We start from the raw sequence: 19,530 nt of genomic DNA on the forward strand, positions 1-19,530 counted from the left end.
TTTACCGGGAGGCCCCTCCGGGGTAGGATGGGAGTTGTCTTGGCGCGAGGCGCCTTTAGGGAGCGAAGCATGCTGACCCTACCCGACTTTCCCTTGCCCGACGCGAGGGGGCGGTTCGGCCCCTACGGGGGGCGGTACGTGCCCGAGACCCTGATCCCCGCCCTGGAGGAGCTGGAGGCCGCCTACCGGGAGGCCAAGAAGGATCCGGCCTTCCTGGAGGAGCTGGACCACTACCTCAGGCAGTTCGCCGGCAGGCCCACCCCCCTCTACCACGCCAAGCGGCTTTCCGAGCACTGGGGCGGGGCCCAGGTCTACCTCAAGCGGGAGGACCTCCTCCACACCGGGGCCCACAAGATCAACAACACCCTGGGCCAGGCCCTCCTGGCCAGGCGCATGGGCAAGAGGCGGGTCATCGCCGAAACGGGGGCGGGGCAGCACGGGGTGAGCGTGGCCACGGTGGCGGCCCTCTTCGGCATGGAGTGCGTGGTCTATATGGGGGAGGAGGACGTCAGGCGCCAGGCCTTAAACGTCTTCCGCATGAAGCTCCTCGGGGCCGAGGTGCGGCCCGTGGCCGCGGGGAGCCGCACCCTCAAGGACGCCACCAACGAGGCCATCCGCGACTGGATCACGAACGTGCGCACCACCTTCTACATCCTGGGTTCCGTGGTGGGCCCCCACCCCTACCCCATGATGGTCCGGGACTTCCAGAGCGTCATCGGGGAGGAGGTGAAGCGGCAAAGCCAGGAGCTTTTCGGCCGCCTCCCCGACGCCCTCATCGCCGCGGTGGGGGGCGGGTCCAACGCCATCGGCCTCTTCGCCCCCTTCGCCTACCTGCCCGAGGAGGAGCGCCCCAGGCTCATTGGGGTGGAGGCCGCCGGGGAGGGGCTTTCCACGGGCAGGCACGCCGCGAGCATCGGGGCGGGGAAGCGGGGGGTGCTGCACGGGAGCTACATGTACCTCCTCTACGACCACGACGGCCAGATCACCCCGGCCCACTCCGTCTCCGCGGGGCTGGACTACCCCGGGGTGGGGCCGGAGCACAGCTACTACGCCGACGCCGGGGTGGCGGAGTACGCCAGCGTCACGGACGAGGAGGCCCTCGAGGGCTTCAAGCTCCTGGCGCGGCTTGAGGGCATCATCCCCGCCTTGGAATCGGCCCACGCCATCGCCCACGCCGCCAAGGTGGTGCCGGAGATGGACAAGGACCAGGTGGTGGTCATCAACCTCTCCGGCCGGGGGGACAAGGACGTGACCGAGGCCATGCGCCTTCTGGGAGGGGAGCTGTGACCACCCAGGAGGCCTTCGCCAAGGCCCGGTCCGAGGGAAGGGCCGCCCTCATCCCTTACCTCACCGCAGGCTTCCCCAGCCGGGAAGGCTTTTTGCAGGCGGTGGAGGAGGTTTTGCCCTACGCCGACCTTCTGGAGATCGGCCTCCCCTACTCCGACCCTCTGGGGGACGGCCCCGTGATCCAGCGGGCAAGCGAACTGGCCCTGAGGAAGGGGATGAGCGTCCAGGGGACCCTGGAGCTCGTGCGGGAGGTGCGGGCCATGACGGAAAAGCCCCTCTTCCTCATGACCTACCTGAACCCCGTCCTGGCCTGGGGGCCGGAGCGCTTCTTCGGCCTCTTCAAGCAGGCGGGGGCCACGGGGGTGATCCTCCCCGACCTCCCTCCCGACGAGGACCCAGGCCTCGTGCGCCTCGCCCAGGAGATCGGCCTGGAGACGGTCTTCCTCCTCGCCCCCACCTCCACGGACGCCCGCATCGCCACCGTGGTCCGCCACGCCACGGGCTTCGTCTACGCCGTCTCCGTCACCGGGGTCACGGGGATGCGGGAAAGGCTTCCCGAGGAGGTGAAGGACCTGGTGCGGCGCATCAAGGCCAGGACCCCCCTCCCCGTGGCCGTGGGCTTCGGGGTTTCCGGCAGGACCACGGCTGCCCAGGCAGCGGTGGCGGACGGGGTGGTGGTGGGAAGCGCCCTGATCCGGGCCCTAGAGGAGGGGAGGCCCCTTGCGCCCCTCCTCCAGGAGATCCGCCAGGGCCTCCAGCGCCTCGAGGCCAACCCCGGCCCGAGGGAAGGCTAATCCTGAGAAAAACCGGGGCCCCCATGCTGGCTTGGGCCAGCATGGGGGAACCGCCCTTAGGCGAGGGGGAGTTCCAGGGGCTCGGGCTCCTTCAGGATGGCCTCGGGGTCTGGGTAGCGGAGGATGCGGTAGAGGGGGTCCCGCTCCGCCGGTTTAAACCCCGCGTCCACGATGTGGCGGACGATCTGGCGCACCGTGGCGTGGGTGCGCCCGTGCCCCCCCGCCGCCGAGACCACGTTCTCCTCCAGCATGGTGCTCCCGAAGTCGTCGGCCCCGTAGTAGAGGGCCGCCTGGGCCACCTTGAAGCCCAGGGTGGGCCAGGAGGCCTGGAAGTGGGCGAAGTTGTCCAGGGCGAGGCGGGCGATGGCCAGGGTCTTCAGGTACTCGTGGGCCGTGGCCCCGGGGGCCTTGCCCTTGAGGCGTGTGTGCTCCACCTGAAGGGTCCACAGGGCGAAGGCGGCGAAGCCGTTCCCGTAGCGCTCCAGGGCCCTGTCCTGCTGGGCGCGGAGGCCGAGGAGGTGGAGGGCGCGCTCCTTGGGGCCCTCTCCGAAGCCAATGACCATGGTGGCGAGGGTGTAAAGCCCCAGGGCCTGGGCCGCGTCCACGATGCGGTACCAGTCCGCCGTCCGGATCCGGGCGGGGGCCGCCTTTAGGCGGACCTCGTCCACCAAAATCTCCGCCCCGGCCCCGGGCAGGCCGTCCAGGCCCGCTTCCTTTAGCTTTTCCAGGATCGCCTCCGCCCTAAGGCCCGTGAGGCGTTCCAGGCCTAGGATCTCCTCGGGGCTGAAGGCGTCTATGCGGAGGTCGGGGAAGCGGCCCTTGAGGTAGCGGAGGAGGTCCAGGTACCAATCCAGGGGAAGCTCGGGGTTCACCCCGCCCTGCATGAGGATCCGCCTGCCCCCCACCTGGTAGAGCTCCTCCACTTTCCTCGCGATCTCCTCGTAGCTCAGGGTGTAGGCGTCCTTCTGCCTCTTGGTGCGGTAAAAAGCGCAGAAGGCGCAGGCCACGGTGCAGACGTTGGTGTAGTTGATGTTGCGGTCTATGAGGAAGGTCACCACCTCGGGGTCGGTCTTCTTAAGCCGCACCTCGTGGGCGGCGGCGGCGAGCTCGGGCAAGGGGAGGCTGAAGAGGCTTAGGACCTCCCCTTCGGAAAGCCTCTCCCCGGCCACGGCCTTCTCCAGGACGTCCATGCCCTTCATCCTACACCCCTTTTCCCGGGGCAAGGTGGCCTTCGGTAAAATCGGGGCATGGAGCTCAAGGTGATTCCCATTGAAAAGCCCGAGAACCTCAACGTCATCCTGGGCCAGGCCCACTTCATCAAGACGGTGGAGGACCTCCACGAGGCCCTGGTGACCGCAGTCCCCGGGATCAAGTTCGGCCTCGCCTTCTCCGAGGCGAGCGGCAAGCGCCTCATCCGCCGCTCGGGGACGGACGAGGCCCTGGTGGAGCTCGCCGTGAAAAACCTCTTCAACCTCGCCTGCGGCCACGCCTTCCTCATCGTCTTGGGGGAGGGCTTTTACCCCATCAACGTCCTCCACGCGGTGAAGGCCTGCCCCGAGGTGGTGCGGATCTACGCCGCCACCGCCAACCCCCTCAAGGTGGTGGTGGCCGAGGAGGGGGAGCAAAGGGCCATCCTCGGGGTCATGGACGGCTTCACGCCCCTGGGCGTGGAGGACGAGGCCGAGGTGGCCTGGCGAAAGGACCTCCTCCGGCGCCTGGGGTACAAGCTTTAGGGCCTCTATACCCTTTCCGGTTTCCCTTCGTCCAACTGGCTTGGGGAAGCTCCCTAGGACCTTTTGCCGGGGCCCCCATGCTGGCGCAAGCCGGCATGGGGTGGGATCTAGAGAGGCTTCGCCGCGCCCATGCGGGCGTAGAAGGCGTGGGTTAGGGCGATGGCCAAGGCGTCCGCCAGGTGGCTTGGCCTCGGGGCCTCCTTCAGGCCCAGGATGCCCCGGACCATGAGGGCCACCTCCTCCTTGGCGGCGTGGCCGTGCCCCGCCAGGGCCTGCTTCACCTGCATGGGGCCGTAGGCGTAGACGGGCACCCCCGCTTCAAAGGCCGCCACCAAGACGGCCCCCAGGGCCCAGCCCACCTTGTAGGCGAGCTCGTTTTGGCGGTAGAAGAACTGCTCCTCCACCGCCACCGCCTCGGGCCGGAAGCGGTGGAGGGCCTCTAGGACCCGGGCGTGGATCCGTCCCACCCTCTCCCTTGCGGGCTCCTGCGGCGAGGTCTTCACCACCTCCCCGTGGAGGAGGCGGGCCTTGAGGGCCCCCTTCCCCTCCACCGCCACCACCCCGAGGCCCAGGTGGGTGATCCCGGGGTCTATGCCGGCCACGACCACGGGAAGGGGAAGCTCAGTTGCCCCGCCTGGGCGGGTAGTCCCCGTCCCCGTAGCGGATGAAGGCGGGGATGTCGTAGTTCGTCAGGTCCACGTGGCCCGTGGGGAAGTCCACGGGGCGGGCGGGGCGGGGCACCACGGTGCTCTCCGCGAAGCCCGCGGCGATGAGGATGACCCGGAGCTCGTCCTGGGCCCGCTCGTCGTAGGTGACCCCGTAGAGGATGTCCACGTCCTCGTGGCCCGTGGCCTCCCGGATCCTCTCCACCACCTCGGCGGCCTCCATGAGGGAGAGTTCCTCGGAGCCCACCACGTTGAGGAGGAGCCTTCTGGCCCCTTCAATGGAGCGCTCCAGGAGGGGGCTGTGGATGGCGCTTTTGGCCGCCTCCTCCACCCGGTTTTCCCCGCGCCCCGCCCCGATGCCCATGAGCACCTGGCCCGCGCCCTCCAAGAGGGCCTTGACGTCGGCGAAGTCCACGTTGATGAGGCCGGGGAGGTTGATGACGTCGGTGATCCCCTTGACCCCGTGGTACAGCACCCGGTCGGCGATGAGGAAGGCGTCTTTTAAGGTCATCTTCTTGTCCACGGCGGAGAGGAGGCGGTCGTTCTGGACCACCACCATGGCGTCCACCCGCTCCTTGAGCTTTTTGATGCCTTCCTCGGCGGTGCGCATGCGCTTGGGGCCCTCAAAGCTGAAGGGGCGCGTCACCACCGCCACGGTGAGGGCGCCGAGCCGCTTGGCGATGTCGGCGACCACGGGGGCGCTTCCCGTCCCCGTGCCGCCCCCCATGCCCGCGGTGATGAAGACGAGGTCCGCCCCCTCCAGGGCCTCGGCGATGAGGTCCTCGGCCTCGAGGGCCGCCTTCTCCCCAATCTCGGGGTTGGCCCCGGCCCCGAGGCCCCGGGTGAGCTTCTCCCCGAGCTGGATCCGGTGGTCGGCGAGGCTTTTGGCCAACACCTGGGCGTCCGTGTTGGCGGCGATGAACTCCACGCCGGAAAGCCCCGCCTCAATCATGCGGTTCACCGCGTTGTTCCCCGCACCCCCGAGCCCGATGACCTTGATGACCGCTCCTTCCATACCCCCCTCCCTCTAGAACAGGTTGCTCAGAAACTCCTTGATCCTGGCCCAAAGCCCCTCGCCCTTGGGCTTGTCCTCCGGTTTTTCCCTGATCCGCTTGGCCTCCTGGGGCTTTAGGGGGAGGCTTGCCCCGTAGCGGACGAGCCCCACCGCCGCCGCGTGGGCGGGGGAGGCGACCACGTCCGTAAGCCCCGAAACCCCCTGGGGTTTGCCCACCCGCACGGGGAGGCCGTACTGCTGCCGGGCGAGGAGGTCGGTGCCCCGGAGGAGGGCCCCGCCCCCCGTGAGGACCACGCGGTTGACCTGGATCTCCAAAGGCCCCAGGGTTTCGTCCACGCTCTGGCGCGCCAGATGGAGGATCTCCCGCATCCGCGGCCGGATGATGCGGGCGAGCTCCGGGGCCGGAACCTCGCCCAGGGCGCCGCCCTCCTGGTTGATCTCCAGGACGAGCTCCGGGTCGGCGAGCTCCGGCAGGGCGGCCCCGTACTTGCGCTTGACCCGTTCCGCCTCCTCAAAGGGGATCTTGAGGAGCTGGGCGATGTCGTGGGTCACGTGGTCCCCGCCCAGGGGCACCACGGCCGAGTGGGCGAGCCTTCCGCCCCGGAAGACGGCCACGTCGGTGGTGCCGCCGCCGATGTCCAGGAGGAGGACGGTCATCTCCTCCTCCTCGGGGGTGAGGACGGCGAGCCCGCTGGCCAGGGCCTGGACGCAGACGGCGTCCAGGGCGAGGCCCGCTTCCTCCACGGCCCGGCGCAGGTTGGCGAGGGGGCCCCGGCCCGCAGCGATGAGGTGGACGTCCACCTCGAGGCGCACCCCCGCCATCCCCACGGGGTCCCGGATCCCCTCCTGGCCGTCCACCTTGAACTCCAGGGGCAGGGCGTGCAAAAGCTCCAGCTCCCCTTCAAAGGGGTAGGCCTTGGCCTGCTCTATGGCCCGCTCCACGTCCGCCTCGGCGATGGTGTGGCCGCGGCGGATGGCGGCGAGGCCGTGGCTGGTGACGCTTTTGAGGTGGGGGCCACCCACGCCCACCACCACCCGCTCCACCTTGACCCCGGCCACCCTTTCCGCCTGGAAGAGGCTTTGGCGGATGGCCTCCGTGGTCCTTTCCAGGTTGACCACCACCCCGCGCCGCAGCCCCTGGGAGGGGACGGTGCCCTCGCCGATGATGTCCAAAACGCCGTCAGGGGCGAGCTCCCCGATGACGGTGGTGACCTTGGTGGTGCCTACGTCCAAACCGGCGATGATCATGGGCGCTGACTCACCCCCCAAGAATACACGAAAACCCGCCCCTTAGGGCGCGCGGTTTGGGCGTACTTTAGCAGATACGCGGCCTCGGGGGCAAAGAGGGTGGCCCCTTCCAGCTCCACCCAGAAGCCCGCCGGGGTGTAGCGGATCTCCCGGGCCTGGGGGAAGGCCCGGCCCAGGGAGAGGAGGGCTTCCCGGGGGAGGGGCCCTACCCCCCGCACCCGGGGCCCGGGGGCGAGGGGGGCTCCTTGGGGGAGGAGGACGCCGTCCTCGGCCAGGGCGTCCCCGGTTTCCAGGGGGAGGAAGGGCCGGCGTTCCCGCACCCGGACGACCACCTGTCCCAAGGCGGGCTTTTCCAGGTGGGCTTCGGCCACCCAGGGGTTTTCCAGGAGGGGCCGGAGCCTGTTCCCTGAGACCCAAAGCCACGGGTCGCCCGGAGCGAGGCGGAGGGTTTGCAGGACGGCCTCCCTGGAGAGGTGGCGTAGCCCTTCCACCCGCACCTCCTCCACGGGGACGGCCACGAGGCTCGCCACGTAGAGGCTCGCCCCGAGGATGAGGAGGAGAACGCCTTTCACCACGCCCATCTTACCCCTCCTTTACGGCCACACCTCCCACTCCAGCTCCAAGGGAAGCTCCTCCTGGACCCGGCGGACGAGCTCCAGGACGTCCTTTGCCCGGGCCTGGCCCAGGTTGACGATGAAGTTGCCGTGCTCTAAGGAGATCATGGCGTCCCCCACCCGAAGCCCCTTGAGGCCGCGCTCGTCAATGAGCCGCCCCGCCGACTGGCCCGGGGGGTTCTTGAAGGCGCAGCCGGCGCTTTTCCGCTTGGGCTGGCCCTTGCGGGCCCGGTCCACCTCGGCCATGCGCCTCAGGATCTCCTCCTTGGGGCGCTCCTTCAGCTTGAGGCGCACCCGGGTGACGATGCCCCCGGGGGGGAGGCGGCTTTTCCGGTAGCCGAAGCCGAGTTCCTCCGGGCGGTAGACGTGGAAGGCGCCGTCGTGGAAGACCTCCACCGCCTCCAGGGCGTCGGCCATCTCCCCGAAGCGGGTGCCCGCGTTCATCTTCACCGCCCCGCCCACCTGGGCGGGGATGCCGAGGAGGCCCTCGAGGCCGGAAAGCCCCGCCCGGGCCGCCTCCTGGACGAGGAGGGGAAGGAGGGTCCCCGCCCCCACCCAGCCCTTCAGGTCGTAGGCCTGGAACTCGCCCGCAAGCCGGATGACCCGCTCCGGCACCCCCTCGTCCAGGACGAGGAGGTTGGAGCCGTTGCCCAGGACGCGGTAAGGGGCCTCGGTGGCCCGCTTAAGCTCCTCCCGGGTCTCCACGGTCCAAAGCTCCGCCGGCCCCCCTACCCCCAAGGTGGTGTAGTCCTTGAGCAGCACCCGTTCAACCTTCATGGACGAGCCTCCGCGCGAGAAGGGTCACGTCCCCGGCCCCCATGAAGAGGAGGAGGTCCTCGGGCCTTGCCGTGGCGCGGGCGTAGGCCAGGGCCTCTTCCTTGTCCATCCGGCGCGCGGACCGGCCCAGGTCCTCAAGCCTCTTTGCGATGCGGTCGGAAAGGGCCTCGGGGCTTTCCCGGCCCCGCTCCCCCGCGGTGTAGACGGGCAGGACCACCACCTCGTGGGCCCCCTTGAGGGCCTGGGCGAAGGCCTCCCAGAGCTCTTGGGTACGGAGGAGGCGGTGGGGCTGGAAGAAGACGCGGACCCGCCGCCCGGAGAGGAGGGCCGCTTCCAGGGTGGCCTGGACCTCGGTGGGGTGGTGGGCGTAGTCGTCCACCACCCAGGCCCCGCCCACCTCCCCCACCCGCTCAAACCGCCGCCCCACGCCGGGGAAGCGGGAAAGCCCCCGGGAGATGGCCTCCGGGGACGCCCCCAGGGCCAGGGCGGCGAGGGCGGCGGCGAGGGCGTTGTGGACGTTGTGCTTCCCCGGCACCCGCAGCTGAACCTCCCCCAGGGGGCCTTCCCGGTGGACGAGGCGGAAGGAGGTACAGGAGGGGCTTAGGTCCACCGCCTCCGCCCAAACCTCCCCTCCGGGGCCGAAGAGCCTCCGGGGAAGCCCCTCGGTGAGGGCGAGGAGGCCCGGGTCCGCCGCGGGGACCACCACGGTTTCTGCGCCCGCGAGGAAGCCCCGCATGGCCTCTCTTAGGGCCTCGAGGCTTTCGTGGTAGTTGGGGGCCCGCTCCCCCGGGGGGGCCACGTGGTCCGCCTCCAGGTTGGTGGCCACGGCGACGCTCACCCGGACCTCCCGGAAGAGGGGGTCCGACTCGTCCACCTCGGCCACCCGGGGCCCCCGGCCGGGGCGGGCGTTCCCGGGGAGGAGGGCGAGCTCCCCCCCCAGGAAGACCCAGGGGTCCAGGCCCGCCTCCAGGAGGATGGCCGCGAGCATCCCCGTGGTGGTGGTCTTGCCGTGGGTGCCGGTCACGCCCGCGGAGGGCCTTTGCGCGAGGAAGTGGGCGAGGAGCTCCATCCTGCGGAGGACCCTAAGGCCCCTCTTCCGGGCCGCCACCACCTCGGGGTGGTCCAGGGGCACGGGGGTGGGGACCACCAGGGTGTCCTCGTCGGCGAGGTGGCCGGGGTCGTGCCCGTGGTGCACGGGAACCCCGAGCCGCCTTGCCCTGGGCCCTGGGGCGAGGTCGCACCCCGTCACCGCCACCCCTTCCGCCATGAGGAGCCGGGCGAGGGCGCTCATGCCCACGCCTTCAATGCCCATGATGTGCGCCTTTCTCATAGGAACGCCTCCAGAAGGTCGGCGAGGCGCGCCGCCGCCCCCTCGGGGGAGAGGCGGGCCATGGCCCTTCGGCGCGCCTCCAGGTCTTCCAGCGCCTCGAGGATCTGGGAGGCAAGGCGGTCCCACGCCCCCAAAACCGCCCCCCCCGCTTGGGCGTAGGCCCGGGCGTTGGCGAGCTGGGCCCCGCCGTCCAGCTTAGGGGAGAGGGGGAAGAGGATGGCCGGGAGGCCGTGGAAGGCCGCCTCCGCCAACGTCCCTGCCCCGGCCCGGGAGAGGAGGAGGTCGGCGGCGCTCATGGCCAGGGGGGTGTCCACGAAGCCCTCCACCCGGTAGCCTTCCCCCTCGAGGGGCCGGAAGCGCTCCACCCACCTTTCCCCCACCTGGTGGAGCACCTGGACGGGGAGGCCCTTGAGGACCGGGGGGAGGCGCTCGTTGAGCTCCAGGCTGCCTTGGCTCCCCCCGAGGACGAGGAGGAGGGGCCTTTGGGGGTCAAAGCCGAGCCTGCGCTTGGCCTCGTCCTTGGGGTGGCGCACCTCCCGCACGGGGTAGCCCACCACCCGGGCTTTCCGCGCCAGGGGTGCGGGGAGGGCCAGAGGGACGGAGAGGGCCAGGCCTTTGGCCAGGGGGGCCAGGGCCCGGTTGGCGAGGCCCAGGCGGGCGTTCTGCTCGTGGAGGAGGAGGGGGATGCCGAGGAGGCTCGCCGCCATCCCCCCGGGGAAGCCGGCGTACCCCCCGGTGCTGAGCACCGCCTTGGGCCTGAGGCGCCGGAGGAGGGCCTGGGCCCGGAGGACCCCTTGGAGCACCTTGGGGGCCTCCTGGGGCCTTAGGGCGCTCCGGTCCAGCTTCCCCGCGGGGATGAGGGCGTGGGGGATGGGGGTCTTGGGGAGGAGGCGGGCCTCGAGGCCCCCCTCTGCCCCCAGGTAGAAGACGGGGTGGCCCCGCCGCCCAAGCTCCTCCGCCACGGCCAGGGCGGGGAAGAGGTGCCCCCCCGTGCCCCCGCCGGTCAGGAGGATCACCGGGCCACCTCCTTCCCCCTGGGCCTCTCCGCCGCCTCCCGGGCGAGCCGGGAGAGGAGGCCCACCGCGAAGCCGGAGACCAAGAGGCTGCTGCCCCCGTAGGACACCAGGGGCAGGGGCACCCCCGTCACCGGGAGGACCCCCAGGGTGACCCCGATGTTGAGCGCCGCCTGGAGGGTGAGGTAGAGGCCGAGGCCGAGGGCGAGGAGGCGCTCCCCGCCCTTCAGGCCCAGGGCCACCGCCAGGCTCCTCAATAGGATCAGGGTGTAGAGGAGGAAGACCACGGCCCCGCCGAGCCACCCGGTGGCGAAGACGACGCTGGCGAAGACCATGTCGTTGTGGGCCTCAGGCAGGTGGGGCAGGGTGGCCCCCGGTCCCTGGCCGAAGGGGCCCCCTAAGAGGAGGGCCTTCTTGGCCTGGACCACCTGGTAGGCCCCGCCCCCCGGCTCCGACTCGCCCTGGAGGTAGTCCACGAAGTTGGCAAAGCGCTCGGAGACGTAGCGGAACTGGGCGAGGTAGAGCCCCGAGAAGGGGAGGACGACCAGGGCCACCGCCAGGCCCATCCCCAGGAGTCGGGGCCAGGGGACACCGGCGAGGACGAAGAGGAGGGCGGCCAGCCCGGCGAGGAAGGCGGCCGTGGCGAAGTCGGGTTCCACCAGGACGAGGCCCACCAGGGAGCCCACCGCCAGGACCGGCCCCAGGATGGGGTAGTCCTCCCCCCGCCGCCCCACGAAGGAGGAGAGGTAGAGGATCAGGGCCAGCTTGGCGAGCTCCGAGGGCTGGAGGGCCACGGGGCCCAGGTAGAACCAGCGGCGCACCCCCCCGGGCCCGTCCCCCACGAGGAGGACCAGGACGAGGAGGAAGAGGACGCCCACCAGGGCGTGGAGGGCGTAGCGGAGGAGGAGGCGGGGCGGGAGGAGGTGGCCGAGGGCCAGGGCCAGGAGGGCGGCCGCCACCCGGAGGAGGTGGTCCTGGAGGAGGCCGGGCTCCGCCGTGCCCACGCCGATGAGGCCGAAGGCGAGGAGGAGGAGGGCGCTTAGAAGGAGGACGGGGTCCACGGCTCACCTCCCAAGGCGAAGACCGCTTCCCGGAAGGCCTGGGCGCGGTCCTTGTAGTCGCGGAACTGGTCAAAGCTCGCCGCCAGGGGCGCGAGGAGGACGCTCCCCTGCTCCAGCCGGGAGAGGGCCTCCTCCACCGCCTTGCGCATGGCGGTGCGGCCGTCCTTCTCCGCGATGACCACCACCTCGGTCCTCCCCTCCAGGGCCCGGGCGAAGCGGGGGCCGTCCCGGCCGAGGGCCAGGGCCACCCGGACCCGGCCGAGGAGGGGGAGGAGGGGGGCGAGGTCGGCCCCTTTGTCCTTCCCGCCCAGGATCCAGGCGATGGGGGCGGGGGCGGCCTCGAGGGCGGCCCGCACCGCCTCGGTCCTCGTGGCGATGGAGTCGTCAATGAAGACCACCCCCCCCTTGCGGGCGAAGGCCTGGAAGCGGTGGGGGGCCTCGGGGAGGGTCCTTAGGGCCTCGGCCACGGCCCCGGGGTCCAGAGGCCTCCCCAGGAGGTCCAGGTAGGCCCGCGTGGCCTCCAAGGCGGCCTGGAGGTTGGTCTCCCTGGGGGTGGACCCCGGGGTGAAGGGGTAAAGGCGGGCGGGGCTTGCCTCCGCCGCCCGGCGCACCTTGGGGTCCAGGCGGTTGTAGACGAGGGCGTCCTCGGGGGTGAGGTTTTTGAGGAGGTTGAGCTTGGCGGCGTGGTAGGCCTCCACGGTGCCGTGCCGGTCCAGGTGGTCCACCCCGAGGTTCAGGAGGACGGCCACCCTGGGGCGGAAGGCGTGGACCCTTTCCAGCTGGAAGCTGGAGAGCTCCGCCACAGCCACCTCCGCCTCGTCCACCACGCTCACGAGCGGGGGGTCCACGTTCCCCCCCTCCCGGGCCCTAAGCCCGTGGGCGCGGAGGAGGTGGGCGGTGAAGAGGGTGGTGCTGGTCTTGCCCGCGGTTCCCGTGATCCCCACGATGGGGGTGGGGGAGAGGCGGTAGGCGAGCTCCGCCTCCCCGAGGACCTTGGCGCCCCGGGCGGTGAGCCTTCTCAGGTGGGGGTGGTCCAGGGGCACCCCGGGGGCGGCCACCACCTCCTCGTAGGCCTCCTCCAGGTCCCAGTCCGGCCGGAAGCCCAGGGCCAAAGCCTCCCTCACCTCCTCTTCCCGGGGGCGGTCGTCGTAGAAGCGGGCGGGAAGCCCCCGTTTCCTCAGGAAGCGGAGGACGCCGAGGCCGCTTCGTCCTAAGCCGTAGACGAGCCTCATCCTCCACCTCCGAAGGCCAGGGCCACGGCCAAGGCGGTGACCACGGCGAAGCGGAAGACGATCTTGGCCTCGTCCCAGCCGAGGAGCTCAAAGTGGTGGTGGAGGGGGCTCATGCGGAGGAGGCGGCGCCCCGTGCGCCGGAAGTAGGCCACCTGGGCCACCACCGAGAGCACCTCCGCCACGGGGACGATGGCGGCGAGGGGCAGGAGCCAGAGCTTCCCCGTGAGGACGAAGAGCCCCGCCACCATGGCCCCCAAGGCCTGGCTCCCCGTGTCCCCCATGAAGACCTTGGCCCGGGGGGCGTTGTGCCAGAGGAAGCCCAGCACCCCGCCCAGCAGGGCCTGGGCCAGGGGGTAGGGGTAGAAGGGCAGGAGGATCACGGCGGTCACCGAGGCGAGGAGGCCGTCCAGGCCGTCGGTGAAGTTGAAGGCGTTGGCCGCCCCCACCACGGCGAGGAGGATGAGGAGGACGTCCAGCCAGGGCCAGGGGGTGTAGTCCACGAGCCTCGAGGCCCAGAGGGCGAAGACGAGGCCCATGACCCCCTGGGCGAGGAGCTTCTCCCGGGCCCTGAGGGGCCTTAGGCGGCTTCCCGAAAGATCGTCCACCGCCCCGAGGAGGGCGAAGCCGAGGCCGAGGAGCCAAAGCCCCTTAAAGGCGTCCCCCCCGTGAAGCCCGTAGGCCAGGGCGGCGGCCAGGAGGAAGGCCACCCCGCCCATGCTGGGGGTGCCTGCTTTGGCGAGGTGGGCCTTGGGGCCTTCGGCGCGGACCCGCTTTCCCAGGCCCAGGCCGGGGGCCAAGGCGATCCAGAAGGCCGTGAGGACCCAGGCGAGAAGGAGGGCGGTGGCTAGGACCATGGCACCTCCCCGCAGCGGAGCTTCCGTTCCCCGGGGCTGAGGTAGAGGGTGTCCTCCCAGGCGGCGAGGTCCTCCGCCGGGCCCAGGGGGATGAGGCCGGTGGGGGTGAGGAGGTGGGCGAGCCCGCCCTCCGCGAGGAAGGCCACCCCGCACCGGGCGGCCTGGGCCTTGAGGGCGGGGGCGGGCAGGGCGAGGCGCCGCCCCGAGGGGAAGAAGTGGGCCTCCGTCCCCAGGGCCACCACCTCCCCTTCCCAGGCCACCACCTGGCGGAAGCTCCCGGGGAGGAGGCGGCGGCCTTCCAGGTGGAGCCCCTCGGCGTCCACCCAGTAGAGGCCCTCGGGGGTCTCCAGGGCGTCTCGGGCGGGGTAGGGGAGGAGGCCTCTTGGGGTAAGGACGCCGCCCTCGAGGCCCACGGCGAGGCCGGGCCGGGCCCTGAGGAACCGGGGCACCCCGGGAAGGGGGAGGCTTTGGACCTTCCCCGCCCGCACCTCGAGGAGCTGGTAGGGGTAGGCGGCGTAGAGGGCCTCGGCGTCCGCGTCCACGAGGAGGGGCGCCCCGGGGAGGATGGCCTGGAAGCGGCCCTCCACCACGCTTCCCCGGACGAACCCTCCGGGGTAGGGCAGGCCTGGCCCCTCGGGAAAGGGGGCACAGGCCGCAAGGAGGACTAGGAGGAGAAGGGCGCGTCCCATAGCTCCACGATCCGTTCCAGGCCCACGGCCCTGGAGGCCTTGAGGTAGACGAGGTCCCCCGGGGCCACCCGGGCCTTGAGCCAGGCCAGGGCTTCCTCCAGGCGCTCCACCGCCTCGCCGGAGAAGGCGGCCTGGTGCCGGGCGTGGGGCCCCAGGTAGAGGGGGGAGAGGCCCAGCCTCGCCGCCTCCTCCGCCACCTCGAGGTGGAGGCGGAGGCTTTCCCTGCCGAGCTCCCGCATCTCCCCGAGCACGGCCCACTTCCGCCCCGGCTGGGCGGCGAGCCAGCGGAGGCCGGCCTTCACCGAAAGGGGGTTGGCGTTGTAGGCGTCGTTGACGAAGACCACGCCGCCCACCTCCCGCGTCTCCATGCGCCCTGGAGGGAGGGTGAGGCGGGAGAGCCTTTCCGCCACCTCTTCCAGGGGAAGGCCCAGAACCTCGGCCGCCGCCAGGGCCGCGAGCGCCCCGTAGGCGGGGCCCAGCCCGGGGTAGGGAACGCGCACGAGGAGCCCTCCGTAGCGGAAGCGGCTTTCCCGGAGGCCGAGCTCCAACTCCCGTCCCCGGAAGGTGCCCTCGGCGAACCCGTAGACGAGGAGGTCTTCCCTGAGGCTCAAGACGAAGGGGGCGGCCTGCTCGCCCACCAAGGCGGTGGGGGCCCGGAGGAGGTGGGCCTCCTCCTCCACCGCCTTCTCCAGGGTGCCGAAGGCCTCCAGGTGCTCCTCCCCGAGGGCGGTGAGGACGGCGAGGTGGGGCTTCGCCAGGGCGAAGAGCTCCGCCATCTCCCCCTGGCGGTCCACGCCGAGCTCCACCACGGCCCCGGGGCTTTGGGGGTCCAGGTGCCAGAAGAAGCGGACGAGGGGCGGGGCGGTGTTGAGGTTCCCCGGAGGGGCGGGAAGGCCCAGGCCCTGGGCCAGGGCCTCCTTGGTGGTGGTCTTGCCCGAGCTTCCCCCCACGGCCAGGACCGGGCCCGGGAAGAGGCGGCGGAGGGCCTCGCCCAGGCGCAGGAGGGCCTGCCAAGGGTCCTCCACCTCCAAGGTGGCGGGGCCCGCCTGATCGGCCAAGACCAGGCTTGCCCCCCGGGCCAGGGCCTCCGGGATGTAGCGCCGCCCGTGGGTGGTGCGCCCGGGGAGGGCGGCGAAGAGGCTTCCCGGCGTGGCGGCGCCGCTGTGCCAGACCAGGTCCCGCACCGGTCCTCCGCCCGGATGGAGCCGTCCTCCCACGGCCCGGGCCACCCACTCCGGCGTTAGTTCCCTAACATGCGTCCCTTGCATAACATCCTCACCGCCCTTCAGCATAGGGGGGCAGGCCCGCCCAGGCCAAGAGCCCGGCGGCGATCTCCCGGAAGATGGGGGCGGCCACCTGGCTCCCGTGGATCCGGGTTTTGGGGTGGTGGACGGCGACCACCACGGTGAACCGGGGGCGGTCGGCGGGGACGAACCCGGCGAACCAGGCGGTGAACACCTCCTGGGAGTAGCGCCCGTTCACCACCACCTGGGCGGTGCCCGTCTTGCCCCCGAGGCGGTAGCCCGGAAGGTGGGCTGTGGGCACGGCCACCCGGGCCAGGGCCTCCCGCAGGGCCTGGGCCGTGGTCGGGGAGAAGACGCGCCAGGAACGGCCCTCCGTTCCCTTGAGGAGGACGGGGGTCCGGTAGACCCCGTCCACCAGGGCCCCGTAGGCGGCGGCCAGGTGCAGGGGGGTGATGAGGAAGCCTTGGCCGAAGGTGTGGTTGGCGTAGGCCACCCGGCTCCACTTCTCTGGGGGTTGGAAGAGGGGGGGTGCCACCCGGACGCCCGGCAGGAGGTCGGTGCGGGTGAGGCCCAGGGCTTCCATGTAGGCGAAGAAGGTTTCCTTGGGAAGGCGTTCGGCGAGGAGGCTGATGCCCACGTTAGAGGAGTAGCGGAGCACCTCTTCCAGGGTCAGGACGGGGGGGTGGGGGACGATGTCCCGTATGGTCCAGCCCTCAAGCTCCCTCCGCATGGGGGCCTCCACCCGGGTGGCCAGGGTGGCGGCGCCCTCCTCCAGGAGCATGGCGGCGGTCAGGGTCTTGGCCGTGGACCCCGGTTCCAAGGGGACGAGGAAGGCGTGGTTGCGCCAGGAGATGTCCTCCTCGGGGCTTTTCCTCGGGGCATCGGGGTCAAAGGGGGGGCCGTTGGCCACGGCGAGGAGGCGCCCCTCTGCGTCCATGACCACGGCGCTCCCGTAGTCCGCGCGGGTTTCCCCTAGCCCGCGCCAAAGGGCCCTTTCCGCCAGGGCTTGGACGAAGGGTTCCAGGGTCAGGGTGTAAGACCGCCCCGCGCTCAGGGAGGCGTTGAGGTCCCGCTCCAGCCCCTCCAGGCCCCGGCCCGAGGCCCGCTCCCCGAAGCCCAGGAGCTGGCTTGCGCTCCGCCCCAAGGGGTGGAGCCGCTTCCCCTCCAGGGTGAGGGCGAGGGGGGTGCCGTCGGCAGCGTAAAGCCCCCCTCGAGGCGGCGGGGGCGGGGGGGGCGCGGGCTGGATCCTCGGGGGGTGGAGGGCCAGGGTGTAGACCCCGAGGGCGAGGAGGGCCACGTAGGCGAGGAAGCCGAGGACCACGAGGTGGACCCGCTCCCGGCCTGCGGTCACCGGGACCACCTCCCCAGGCTCATGGGGACGAACCCCTCCTCCTCCGCCCAGGCCAGGAGGCGCTCGGGGCGGAGGAGGCGCCACTTTTCCATGACGAGGGCCGCCTTTTGCGCCTCTAGGGCCTGAAGCTCCCGCGCCAGCCTGGCGTTGGCCTCCTTCTCCGCCTGGTTCCGGTGCCCTAGGGCGAAGACCAGGAGGAGGACCGCCCAGTAGATGAGCCCGAGCCGCAACGCCGCCTTCACGGGGCCTCCTTTTCCGCCGCCCGGAGCTTGGCGCTCCGGGCCCTGGGGTTTTGGGCCGCCTCCTTTTCCGAGGGGACGAGGGGCTTTTTGGTGAGGACCTTTAGGCCGCTTTCCCGTAGGAAGCGCTTCACCACGCGGTCCTCCAGGGAGTGGAAGGCGATGACCACGAGCCGCCCTCCTGGGGCCAGGACCTCCGCGGCCTGTTCCAGGAACTCCTTAAGGGCGTTGAGTTCGTCGTTGACGTAGATCCTGAGGGCCTGGAAGGTCTTGCGGGCCGGGTGGCCCGCCCTGCGGAAGCCCACGGCCTTGCGGACGATCTCCGCAAGCTGGGTGGTGGTCTCTATGGGGGCCTTCTCCCGGGCGGCCACAATGGCCCGGGCGATCCGGTAGGCCTGGGGTTCCTCCCCGAGCTCCCGCAACAGGCGGGCGAGGGCCTCGAGGGGAAGCCGGTTCACCACCTCCTTGGCCGTGGGGCCCTCGAGGCCCATGCGCATGTCCAAGGGCCCTTCCTTCTGGTAGCTGAAGCCCCGGCTTGGGTCGTCCAGGTGGAAGCTGGAGACCCCGAGGTCCGCCAGGATCCCGTCCACCCGCTCCACGCCGAGGGCGGCGAGGTGGCCCTTCAGGTGGCGGAAGTTGCCCTGCACCACCGTGAGGCCGGGGAGGTGGAGGCCTTTAGCCCGGGCCACGGCCTCGGGGTCTTGGTCCAACCCGATGACCCGGCCTCCCCGCTCCAGAATGCCCCGGGCGTGCCCCGCCCCGCCCAGGGTGGCGTCCACGTACACCCCCCCGGGCCGGACGGCGAGGAGGTCTAGGGCTTCTTGGTAGAGGACGGGAACGTGGGTCATGGGCCTCATCCCACCAGTCCCTTCAAGGCCTCCGGGGCCGGCGGTTTGGCCAGCACCTCCTCAATGGCCTTCCACCAGCGCTCCTGGCTCCAGATCTCCAGCCTCCCCGGGGCCCCGGCGATGACCACCTCCCCCCCCTCCTTGAGCCCGGCGAAGAGGCGGAGGGGCGGGGGGATGAGGACCCGGGAGGCGCTGTCCATCCGGGTCTTGTGCGCCCCCGAGTAAAAGAAGCGCACGAAGGCCCGGGCCTCGGCGTCGGTCAGCGGCAGGTTGACCAGCTGCTCCTCAATCTTCTTCCACCGGTCCAGGGGGAAGACGTAGAGGCACCCCTCCATCCCCCGGGTGAGCACCAGCCCGTCCTCCACGAAGTCGCGGAAGGGCGCGGGGATGACCACCCGCCCTTTGTCGTCCAGGCTGTACTGGTACTCGCCGAAGGGCATCTTCCACCTGGTCCCACCTTCCGGCCGCGGGTCCGGAGCAGAGGAGGGCCTCCGGGGACCGTGAGGCTGGAAGGTTTTCTGACGCGAAGTATAGCATGGACGTCCCACAGTTTTCCACTCTCTCCCACTTTCCTCCCACTTCTGTCCCACCCCAGGGCGAAAAAACAGGCGCCCGAACGTTCGGGCGCCTCCGGGACGAGGCGTAAGCCGGGTTCTGTTTTCCGCGGTCATCTCTCTGGGACCGGTGTCGCCACCGGCCTCAAGCGGCCCATCCCAGGGGTTCTGGCGGGCCGGGCAAGCCCTTCCCCTCTACCGGACCTTGCACCGGGTGGGGTTTGCCGTGCCCCGGCCTGTTGCCAGGCCAGGCGGTGGGCTCTTACCCCACCGTTTCACCCTTGCCCGCACCGGGGGAAGCCCCGGCCGCTGGCGGTCTCTTCTCTGTGGCACTTTCCGTCGGGTTACCCCGCCCAGGCGTTACCTGGCACCCTGCCCTATGGTGCCCGGACTTTCCTCACCCAAGGGGGTTGGCCCTTGGGCGCGACCGCGCCCTCGTCCCGGGCGACTTTATTTTAGCCAGCGTGTGGGTTAGGGTAAAGGGGTGCGAAGGCTTCCCGCTTGGTCGTGGCCATTGCTCTTGGCGTTTTTCGCCCTGGTGGGCCTGGGGCTTCTGGCGGTGCTTTGGGCGGTGGGGGTGTTGGCCCTTCTGGGCTTCGGAGCGCTCTCCCTTCTTAGGAGCGTCTGGCCCAGGCGGCGCTGGCGGAGGCTTCCCCCGGGGTGAGGAGGCCTTGCCCTTAGGGGTTCACCCCCTGTACACTGAAAGGTGGCTTGCGCACGGCCAAGACCGTGCGAAGAAGGAGGCGAACGTGAAGGAAGGCATCCATCCCAAGCTGGTTCCCGCCCGCATCATCTGCGGTTGCGGCAACGTCATTGAGACCTACTCCACCAAGCCCGAGATCTACGTGGAGGTCTGCTCCAAGTGCCACCCCTTCTACACGGGGCAACAGCGCTTCGTGGACACCGAGGGGCGGGTGGAGCGGTTCCAGCGGCGCTACGGCGACTCTTACCGCAAGGGGCGCTAGGCCCTCGGGTCTAGGGC

The 19,530-nt window shown here is 71.1% G+C and carries 22 protein-coding genes and 1 other RNA gene; 5 read left to right on the forward strand and 18 right to left on the reverse strand.

The annotated features are described in order from the left end of the window. Positions 1 to 27 precede the first annotated feature (27 nt). Together trpB and trpA are read left to right on the forward strand one after the other, a co-directional pair. Complete coding sequence (gene trpB, locus TthTMY_RS05530) at positions 28 to 1,287, forward strand: tryptophan synthase subunit beta (RefSeq protein WP_096410568.1); 1,260 nt, start codon at positions 28 to 30, stop codon at positions 1,285 to 1,287. Beyond that, positions 1,284 to 2,081, forward strand: coding sequence for a tryptophan synthase subunit alpha (trpA, locus tag TthTMY_RS05535; RefSeq protein ID WP_096410569.1), 798 nt, complete (start codon positions 1,284 to 1,286; stop codon positions 2,079 to 2,081). The genes trpB and trpA overlap by 4 nt, the downstream gene beginning before the upstream one ends. A 56-nt stretch (positions 2,082 to 2,137) precedes the next feature. On the opposite strand, the gene mqnC is transcribed toward trpA, so the two are convergent. Beyond that, on the reverse strand, positions 2,138 to 3,280 hold the full coding sequence (gene mqnC, locus TthTMY_RS05540) for a cyclic dehypoxanthinyl futalosine synthase (RefSeq protein ID WP_096410570.1): 1,143 nt from the start codon (positions 3,278 to 3,280) through the stop codon (positions 2,138 to 2,140). A 48-nt stretch (positions 3,281 to 3,328) separates the two neighbouring features. On the opposite strand from mqnC, the gene TthTMY_RS05545 reads away from it, so the two are divergent. Beyond that, positions 3,329 to 3,814: an adenosine-specific kinase gene (locus TthTMY_RS05545; protein WP_096410571.1), complete on the forward strand. Its 486-nt coding sequence runs from the start codon at positions 3,329 to 3,331 to the stop codon at positions 3,812 to 3,814. Between the two features lie 107 nt (positions 3,815 to 3,921). Here the strand turns inward: TthTMY_RS05545 and TthTMY_RS05550 are convergent, their stop codons facing one another. The 17 genes from TthTMY_RS05550 to rnpB form a co-directional block, all read right to left on the reverse strand. Beyond that, complete coding sequence (locus TthTMY_RS05550) at positions 3,922 to 4,422, reverse strand: crossover junction endodeoxyribonuclease RuvC (RefSeq protein WP_096410572.1); 501 nt, start codon at positions 4,420 to 4,422, stop codon at positions 3,922 to 3,924. A gap of 13 nt (positions 4,423 to 4,435) precedes the next feature. Then, complete coding sequence (ftsZ, locus tag TthTMY_RS05555) at positions 4,436 to 5,494, reverse strand: cell division protein FtsZ (protein WP_096410573.1); 1,059 nt, start codon at positions 5,492 to 5,494, stop codon at positions 4,436 to 4,438. Positions 5,495 to 5,506: 12 nt separating this feature from the next. Beyond that, positions 5,507 to 6,742, reverse strand: a complete 1,236-nt coding sequence (ftsA, locus tag TthTMY_RS05560) for a cell division protein FtsA (RefSeq protein ID WP_011173162.1) — start codon at positions 6,740 to 6,742, stop codon at positions 5,507 to 5,509. Further along, a complete protein-coding gene (locus tag TthTMY_RS05565) occupies positions 6,739 to 7,323 on the reverse strand; it encodes an FtsQ-type POTRA domain-containing protein (RefSeq protein ID WP_096410574.1) in 585 nt (194 codons plus the stop codon). The genes ftsA and TthTMY_RS05565 overlap by 4 nt, the downstream gene beginning before the upstream one ends. Positions 7,324 to 7,335: 12 nt before the next feature. Further along, positions 7,336 to 8,133, reverse strand: coding sequence for a UDP-N-acetylmuramate dehydrogenase (locus tag TthTMY_RS05570; protein WP_096410575.1), 798 nt, complete (start codon positions 8,131 to 8,133; stop codon positions 7,336 to 7,338). After that, positions 8,123 to 9,463, reverse strand: coding sequence for a UDP-N-acetylmuramate--L-alanine ligase (murC, locus tag TthTMY_RS05575; RefSeq protein WP_096410576.1), 1,341 nt, complete (start codon positions 9,461 to 9,463; stop codon positions 8,123 to 8,125). Before murC ends, TthTMY_RS05570 begins: the two co-directional genes overlap by 11 nt. Then, positions 9,460 to 10,479 (reverse strand): UDP-N-acetylglucosamine--N-acetylmuramyl-(pentapeptide) pyrophosphoryl-undecaprenol N-acetylglucosamine transferase, encoded by a 1,020-nt coding sequence (locus TthTMY_RS05580; RefSeq protein ID WP_223903517.1) that lies wholly within the window; start codon positions 10,477 to 10,479, stop codon positions 9,460 to 9,462. The genes murC and TthTMY_RS05580 overlap by 4 nt, the downstream gene beginning before the upstream one ends. Further along, positions 10,476 to 11,537: an FtsW/RodA/SpoVE family cell cycle protein gene (locus TthTMY_RS05585; RefSeq protein WP_157745767.1), complete on the reverse strand. Its 1,062-nt coding sequence runs from the start codon at positions 11,535 to 11,537 to the stop codon at positions 10,476 to 10,478. The genes TthTMY_RS05580 and TthTMY_RS05585 overlap by 4 nt, the downstream gene beginning before the upstream one ends. Continuing rightward, positions 11,516 to 12,769, reverse strand: a complete 1,254-nt coding sequence (locus TthTMY_RS05590; RefSeq protein ID WP_096410577.1) for a Mur ligase family protein — start codon at positions 12,767 to 12,769, stop codon at positions 11,516 to 11,518. The genes TthTMY_RS05585 and TthTMY_RS05590 overlap by 22 nt, the downstream gene beginning before the upstream one ends. Next, positions 12,766 to 13,623 (reverse strand): phospho-N-acetylmuramoyl-pentapeptide-transferase, encoded by an 858-nt coding sequence (locus TthTMY_RS05595; protein WP_223903518.1) that lies wholly within the window; start codon positions 13,621 to 13,623, stop codon positions 12,766 to 12,768. Before TthTMY_RS05595 ends, TthTMY_RS05590 begins: the two co-directional genes overlap by 4 nt. Next, a complete protein-coding gene (locus TthTMY_RS05600) occupies positions 13,614 to 14,312 on the reverse strand; it encodes a hypothetical protein (protein WP_096410578.1) in 699 nt (232 codons plus the stop codon). Before TthTMY_RS05600 ends, TthTMY_RS05595 begins: the two co-directional genes overlap by 10 nt. Next, on the reverse strand, positions 14,288 to 15,604 hold the full coding sequence (locus tag TthTMY_RS05605; RefSeq protein ID WP_096410579.1) for a UDP-N-acetylmuramoyl-tripeptide--D-alanyl-D-alanine ligase: 1,317 nt from the start codon (positions 15,602 to 15,604) through the stop codon (positions 14,288 to 14,290). Before TthTMY_RS05605 ends, TthTMY_RS05600 begins: the two co-directional genes overlap by 25 nt. Beyond that, complete coding sequence (locus TthTMY_RS05610; protein ID WP_096412904.1) at positions 15,588 to 16,907, reverse strand: peptidoglycan D,D-transpeptidase FtsI family protein; 1,320 nt, start codon at positions 16,905 to 16,907, stop codon at positions 15,588 to 15,590. Before TthTMY_RS05610 ends, TthTMY_RS05605 begins: the two co-directional genes overlap by 17 nt. Continuing rightward, complete coding sequence (locus tag TthTMY_RS05615; protein ID WP_096410580.1) at positions 16,904 to 17,149, reverse strand: hypothetical protein; 246 nt, start codon at positions 17,147 to 17,149, stop codon at positions 16,904 to 16,906. Before TthTMY_RS05615 ends, TthTMY_RS05610 begins: the two co-directional genes overlap by 4 nt. Further along, the gene (gene rsmH, locus TthTMY_RS05620) at positions 17,146 to 18,003 is read right to left on the reverse strand and encodes a 16S rRNA (cytosine(1402)-N(4))-methyltransferase RsmH (RefSeq protein ID WP_096410581.1); all 858 of its coding nucleotides are present in this window, start codon (positions 18,001 to 18,003) and stop codon (positions 17,146 to 17,148) included. Before rsmH ends, TthTMY_RS05615 begins: the two co-directional genes overlap by 4 nt. After that, on the reverse strand, positions 18,000 to 18,434 hold the full coding sequence (gene mraZ / locus TthTMY_RS05625) for a division/cell wall cluster transcriptional repressor MraZ (protein ID WP_008632499.1): 435 nt from the start codon (positions 18,432 to 18,434) through the stop codon (positions 18,000 to 18,002). The genes rsmH and mraZ overlap by 4 nt, the downstream gene beginning before the upstream one ends. 187 nt (positions 18,435 to 18,621) lie before the next feature. Further along, an RNA gene (gene rnpB, locus TthTMY_RS05630) (RNase P RNA component class A) lies at positions 18,622 to 18,991 on the reverse strand. Positions 18,992 to 19,032: 41 nt separating this feature from the next. On the opposite strand from rnpB, the gene TthTMY_RS05635 reads away from it, so the two are divergent. Further along, complete coding sequence (locus tag TthTMY_RS05635) at positions 19,033 to 19,212, forward strand: hypothetical protein (RefSeq protein ID WP_096410582.1); 180 nt, start codon at positions 19,033 to 19,035, stop codon at positions 19,210 to 19,212. A gap of 85 nt (positions 19,213 to 19,297) precedes the next feature. Next, positions 19,298 to 19,513 (forward strand): 50S ribosomal protein L31, encoded by a 216-nt coding sequence (rpmE, locus tag TthTMY_RS05640; RefSeq protein ID WP_008632496.1) that lies wholly within the window; start codon positions 19,298 to 19,300, stop codon positions 19,511 to 19,513. Positions 19,514 to 19,530 lie beyond the last annotated feature (17 nt).

The sequence above is a fragment of the Thermus thermophilus genome (assembly GCF_019974155.1).
In the GTDB taxonomy this organism is placed as follows: domain Bacteria; phylum Deinococcota; class Deinococci; order Deinococcales; family Thermaceae; genus Thermus; species Thermus thermophilus_C.

Coding starts and splice junctions, on each gene's coding strand:
- trpB (WP_096410568.1), top strand. CDS start 28: ATGGGAGTTGTCTTGGCGCGAGGCGCCTTTAGGGAGCGAAGCATGCTG.
- mqnC (WP_096410570.1), bottom strand. CDS start 3,280: ATGAAGGGCATGGACGTCCTGGAGAAGGCCGTGGCCGGGGAGAGGCTT.
- TthTMY_RS05545 (WP_096410571.1), top strand. CDS start 3,329: ATGGAGCTCAAGGTGATTCCCATTGAAAAGCCCGAGAACCTCAACGTC.
- ftsZ (WP_096410573.1), bottom strand. CDS start 5,494: ATGGAAGGAGCGGTCATCAAGGTCATCGGGCTCGGGGGTGCGGGGAAC.
- ftsA (WP_011173162.1), bottom strand. CDS start 6,742: ATGATCATCGCCGGTTTGGACGTAGGCACCACCAAGGTCACCACCGTC.
- TthTMY_RS05565 (WP_096410574.1), bottom strand. CDS start 7,323: ATGGGCGTGGTGAAAGGCGTTCTCCTCCTCATCCTCGGGGCGAGCCTC.
- TthTMY_RS05570 (WP_096410575.1), bottom strand. CDS start 8,133: ATGAAGGTTGAACGGGTGCTGCTCAAGGACTACACCACCTTGGGGGTA.
- murC (WP_096410576.1), bottom strand. CDS start 9,463: ATGAGAAAGGCGCACATCATGGGCATTGAAGGCGTGGGCATGAGCGCC.
- TthTMY_RS05590 (WP_096410577.1), bottom strand. CDS start 12,769: ATGAGGCTCGTCTACGGCTTAGGACGAAGCGGCCTCGGCGTCCTCCGC.
- TthTMY_RS05595 (WP_223903518.1), bottom strand. CDS start 13,623: ATGGTCCTAGCCACCGCCCTCCTTCTCGCCTGGGTCCTCACGGCCTTC.
- TthTMY_RS05600 (WP_096410578.1), bottom strand. CDS start 14,312: ATGGGACGCGCCCTTCTCCTCCTAGTCCTCCTTGCGGCCTGTGCCCCC.
- TthTMY_RS05605 (WP_096410579.1), bottom strand. CDS start 15,604: ATGCTGAAGGGCGGTGAGGATGTTATGCAAGGGACGCATGTTAGGGAA.
- rsmH (WP_096410581.1), bottom strand. CDS start 18,003: ATGAGGCCCATGACCCACGTTCCCGTCCTCTACCAAGAAGCCCTAGAC.
- mraZ (WP_008632499.1), bottom strand. CDS start 18,434: ATGCCCTTCGGCGAGTACCAGTACAGCCTGGACGACAAAGGGCGGGTG.